Source organism: Bacillus sp. JJ664, assembly GCF_036962205.1.
GTDB lineage: Bacteria > Bacillota > Bacilli > Bacillales > Bacillaceae_G > Gottfriedia.
Window position 1 is genome coordinate 1 of the sequence record NZ_JBALMS010000112.1, and the last position, 4,872, is coordinate 4,872.

A 4,872-nucleotide genomic window follows, 5' to 3' on the forward strand; every position below is an offset into this window, starting at 1 on the left:
GCAGGGCTCCTGTGGGAGATGCGGGAAGGCTGGAACCCCGCAACCCCGCAGTAGGCCCATAGGATGTGGGTCATGCATGCGTTGCGACAGGACGTCGTGGTTTTAGCATGCCTATAATTCTCAGCTCACGCCCCACGAAAAAGAAGCATCATGGAGTTGTAGTCAACTAACGCATTCTTAATTAGCAAAAATGGTTTTGAAAACAACATATTATATCAATTCGTTTTATTAAGTATTTAAATATGCGTTAAAACTAAATTGATATTTCAATGTAGAGTAGGGAAAAATATTTAAAACTTGATTAAAGAGGTGAACGAATGCAACAAAAAATATTCATCATAATGATGACATTTATTTATTTACTTTTTCCTACTCTAACCCATGCAGAGACTGACAACACTTCTTTAAAGATTGCCTATGTAAAAGATGGGTATTTATGGACAAAAATAAGAAACAAAGATCAAAAAATCACGAGTAAACCAGCAGTTTATCACTACCCTCCCCAGTGGTCATTTGACGGACAATTTATTTTATATCAAAAAGAAATTACTCAGAGTTCAACAGAATCATATCCGACTCAATCTGAAATTTGGGTTTATAATTTAAAAACTAAAAAACATACTTTGATTTTTAATGACGGATCAAATCCAAAATGGTCTCCTACTCAAAATATCGTTGCCTTCTTAGATGGTGGCGTATTAAATGTTTCTGACTTTAAACAATTCTATAATATAGCACTTGGTGTAGATGATTTTAATTGGTTCCCGGATGGGAAAAGCTTTATAGCATCATCAAGTGCCTCACTCCACCCTGATGGTTGGACGAACCCTATTCTATATAAAATACCTTTACCAAATGATTTGAAAAATCATAAAATGTTAACCGAAAATGTAAATCAGTTTTTTGTCATTCCAAAGGATTTAAAAAAAGGAAATGTAAGTATCCCTTCGATTAATGCAAGTAGTTTTGAATTTTCACCAAATCAAAAATGGATATCCTTTATTGTTAGTCCAACAGCTTCGTGGTCCATGGATAGTAATTTTCTTTGTATCATTTCAACCGATGGAAAAATCTTTGAAATTCAAGATGAAGTCATTTTTCAAGTTGATGAGCCAAAATGGGCATTTCAAAAAAATATTTTAGGGTATATCGCTGGTGGCGGAAGATTAGTCGCTGGTTTTAAAGATAAGGACTAGTTACTGAAATGCCTGCATTTACTTCTACAAATTTAACACCACCAAATTTTGTAGAATTAGGATTTACGTGGTGTAGTGATTCTACTTTAATTGTGTCACGTGTCGTTGAAAGCGAGTGGTCCAATGATCCTAAAAAGAGACCAAAACCTGCTTTATTTCTTGTAAATATGCATGAACCAAACCAACTAAAAATTACAAATCCGACTAAAAATTTAGGAGACTATAGCCCAGTCTATTCCACTTCTTTAAATAAAATTACCTGGGTAAGAAAGAGCGATTTAGAAATTGAAGGCGATTTATGGATGGCTGATTTGAATGGAAAAAATCCTAAAATACTAGTCAAAAAAGTTGGATTGTATTCTATTTTTAATCAATAAGTTTATTTAATTTCTAATACCTAGATATGGAGTATAAATCAATTTTCCCTGCTATAAGGTTAAAACAAAAAGGATGAAGCATATTCATCCTTTTTTAGTTGCATATCCTAAAATTGAGGCATCTACAAAAGACTCATCTCGTAACATCGGTACAGTATGATATTTATTCATTTGACTGCAATGTATCACGTCTGCTTCATATCCCTTTTCACGAAGTTCTCGTCCACTTCCGCAATCCCACACTAACTCACTAATTCGATCTTTAGAGTGATTATATGCGCCGATACAAACTTCCGCTTCTGGTGATTTCGTACCACTTAATTCAGATAATATTGCTCCTGCCCCTAAATAGTCTTCAATTGATGGGCGTAGACCGTCCTCGTTCTCATTTATTTCATTCCAAAGTTCACCACAAGGAATTAAAGTGATATTTGCTTTTGTTTCACCTTTTAATCGGTTTGCAATCCTTGCAACTGATGTATAGTTTAGTAATGATCCAATTAATAAAGCAGGTACTTTTGTTGCAATCCAGGAGCAAAATGCACCATTTAACGAGCTTAAAACATATTTTTGGTTTGCATGCTGCTCATTGAATGAAACTGGAGATAGAGTTGGTCTGCCAAGGATTGCTGCTTCCTTTCTTCCTAGTATGTAATCCGCTCCTAGTTTTTTTGCATATAAATGTCCATCTAAATTTGGCGGATATGGATAAATGATTGCCCCCTTATTTACAGCTGTAACGACTGTCGAAGAAAAACTTAGCACATCTACTACAATTGTAATATCGCTTCGCTCGGCAGCCTCTCTTGCACCACGTTTTCCCCATTCTACACGGCATTCAAAAGGAGATTGATCAAACATAGTTTCACCTCTAATTTTCTTTATCGATAGGTAACTTCGTCAAACCCCATTTTTGAACTTGAACTATTCTTTGTATGCATTGGTTGCTCTGGATAATAGAGTACTAAATTTCTATAAGTTATTGCATATTTACTATTTTTAAAATACTTTCCTAATTCAAATGCATTCATTTTAGTTTGATTAATATAGATATCTTTATCTTTAGGTTTTTCCTTCGTAAAACCATAAGCAAGCTTACCATTCACATAATGTATTCCTGCACCATCCCCAGCATATAAATGTTCTACATTAAATAAAGTAGCTTTATATTTATGAAACAGCGAAGAGGTTTTATAAACATACATACTATGAGGAATATCTGTGATACATATAAAATAAGGGCTATTTGGTATTTTGACTAGTTGATAATTTTCTTCTTTTAGATTAGTTGGATTAAACTTTATAGTAGCTGTCACTGCTTCTTTTTTTGTATCATAATAGTTTGTAAAATAGTAGGCGTTCGCAATCACCACCATGGTACATACGAATATGACAATTAATTTTTTCCCCATATATTTTCCTTTCGTTACAAATCATTTCGATACCTGAATAAGAAAATCATGATAGTTGATTAAACATGAAAAATAACGACCTACTGTGTGGCTACTCTTTTCCCAAGTAAACAGTTTTCTAATTCTCCGAAAATGTATTAGTTAATAGTTCAATTTCCTTTTGACGATCTAAACCAGCTTTCCTAGGACCAGTTCCACGTGTAGTTTCCCAAACTAATACATCTTTAAGAGTTTCCGCAAGTGGCCTAAACGTTAATCCATTATTTATTGCTTTTTGAATGTCTACCGCTAAGAATCCTTTTAATGGTTTTTCTTCACCTTCTAATGGAAACTCCTCTGGAATCCAAAGAGGCATTTCTCCCCATGGCCCCACTTGTTTTTCTTTTAAATATTGTTCTGAGACCCATCTAAAAGTTGCATCGCTAGCACAAACTTTTTTACACTCTTCAAGAAATTTCTCCATTGTTAATGTGTAATCTGGTCCAGTTGCATTAAATATGCCTGTTACATTTTCTTCAACCATTTTCATAATCCATTCTGCTAGGTCTCTAGCATCGATTATTTGAATTTGGCGTTCCTTTCGACCTGGGGCTAAAGTAGTTCCTCCTTCAGCAACTCGCTTTATCCAATATGGAAGGCGGTCTGTATAATCGTGTGGACCAACTAGTTGTCCAGCACGAACAACCAATACTTTACCAGGTAATTTATTCTCAGCAGCTTCTTCACTTAGTACCTTTAATGGACCGTAATATTCATTATAAAATGGTCCAGCTGAATCCTTGGTTATTTCTTCCATCTTTTCATCTGACATAGTATGTACTTCACCAGATTCATCTACGCCAACTTCACTCAATCCTTTATAAGCAGATATACTAGAAATGTATGTATAATGTTTTACTGTATTTAGTAGATTGATTACATTCAAAACTGTTCTAGGAATAAAACCGCATGTATCAATAACTGCATCCCATTTACGTCCTTCTAGTGCAGCTAAGTTTCCATCGCGATCACCAACTAATTCTTCAACGTTTGGAAATAAGTTACGGTTATTACCACGGTTGAAAATTGTAACCGTATGTCCCTTTTCTAACGCAGCCTCCACTAAAAATCTACCTAAAAATCTTGTGCCACCTAAAACTAAGATATCCATTTTAACCCCTCCTTTACTACACACTATTTACTGTTGAATTGAAATATACTTTTTACCTTAGAAAGAAAAGATTTATAGATTGTCAATTATCAATGAATAAGAACGAAAATCCTTTTCAAGATCATAGCCATTTTTTTCATAAAGTGCCTGAGCTGCTATATTATCATTTGCTGTTTGAAGATCTACTGATTTAGCGCTTGTCTCAATCGCAAATTGCTTGGCAGCATCTAAAAGATATTGGGCTACCCCTTTATTTCGTGCAGATTTTATAACGAATAAGTCATTTAAAATCCATAATCTTTTCATTGAAACGGATGAAAACGAAGGATATAGTTGGGTAAATCCTAAAAATTTGCCATCTTCTACAACGACAAAAATAACTGACTCGTTATTTTCCATTCTTTCTGAAATAAAAGCTTCTGCTGCTTCAATATTACTTTCTTGTTTGTAAAAAACACGATATTGATCAAATAATTTTGCAACTTCTTTAACCTCTGATGTTTTTGCTTGAAAAACTCTCATATCCTTCACCCCTAAAACTATATATCTTTCTTTTTTATACTTACTATAAAGAATTCTACTAATGAATACTTCGATAAATGACTGAAGAATCCTTTTCAAATCTCCACTGATCAAGACCAGGCACTCCTATAAATATTAATTATTTGCACACTGGAAACAATAATGGATATATTTTATTTATTAAATTTACTTTTATCAGTTTTCATATGATTTAA

The 4,872-nt window shown here is 33.8% G+C and carries 6 protein-coding genes; 2 read left to right on the forward strand and 4 right to left on the reverse strand.

Annotated features, from left to right (window positions below; genetic code table 11):
* Positions 1–317 precede the first annotated feature (317 nt).
* A complete protein-coding gene (locus V7056_RS16330) occupies positions 318–1,196 on the forward strand; it encodes a TolB family protein (protein WP_499703484.1) in 879 nt (292 codons plus the stop codon).
* A gap of 8 nt (positions 1,197–1,204) precedes the next feature.
* Positions 1,205–1,573, forward strand: coding sequence for a hypothetical protein (locus V7056_RS16335; RefSeq protein WP_499703485.1), 369 nt, complete (start codon positions 1,205–1,207; stop codon positions 1,571–1,573).
* 84 nt (positions 1,574–1,657) lie between these two features.
* Here the strand turns inward: V7056_RS16335 and V7056_RS16340 are convergent, their stop codons facing one another.
* The 4 genes from V7056_RS16340 to V7056_RS16355 all read right to left on the reverse strand — a co-directional run bounded on the left by V7056_RS16340 (position 1,658) and on the right by V7056_RS16355 (position 4,657).
* Positions 1,658–2,434, reverse strand: coding sequence for a 2-phosphosulfolactate phosphatase (locus V7056_RS16340; protein ID WP_499703486.1), 777 nt, complete (start codon positions 2,432–2,434; stop codon positions 1,658–1,660).
* Positions 2,435–2,454: 20 nt separating this feature from the next.
* Positions 2,455–2,985, reverse strand: coding sequence for a hypothetical protein (locus tag V7056_RS16345; RefSeq protein ID WP_499703487.1), 531 nt, complete (start codon positions 2,983–2,985; stop codon positions 2,455–2,457).
* 118 nt (positions 2,986–3,103) lie between these two features.
* The gene (locus tag V7056_RS16350) at positions 3,104–4,135 is read right to left on the reverse strand and encodes an NAD-dependent epimerase/dehydratase family protein (protein WP_499703488.1); all 1,032 of its coding nucleotides are present in this window, start codon (positions 4,133–4,135) and stop codon (positions 3,104–3,106) included.
* Positions 4,136–4,207: 72 nt separating this feature from the next.
* Entirely contained in the window at positions 4,208–4,657 is a 450-nt protein-coding gene (locus V7056_RS16355) for a GNAT family N-acetyltransferase (protein WP_499703489.1), read from the reverse strand.
* Between the last annotated feature and the right edge of the window lie 215 nt (positions 4,658–4,872).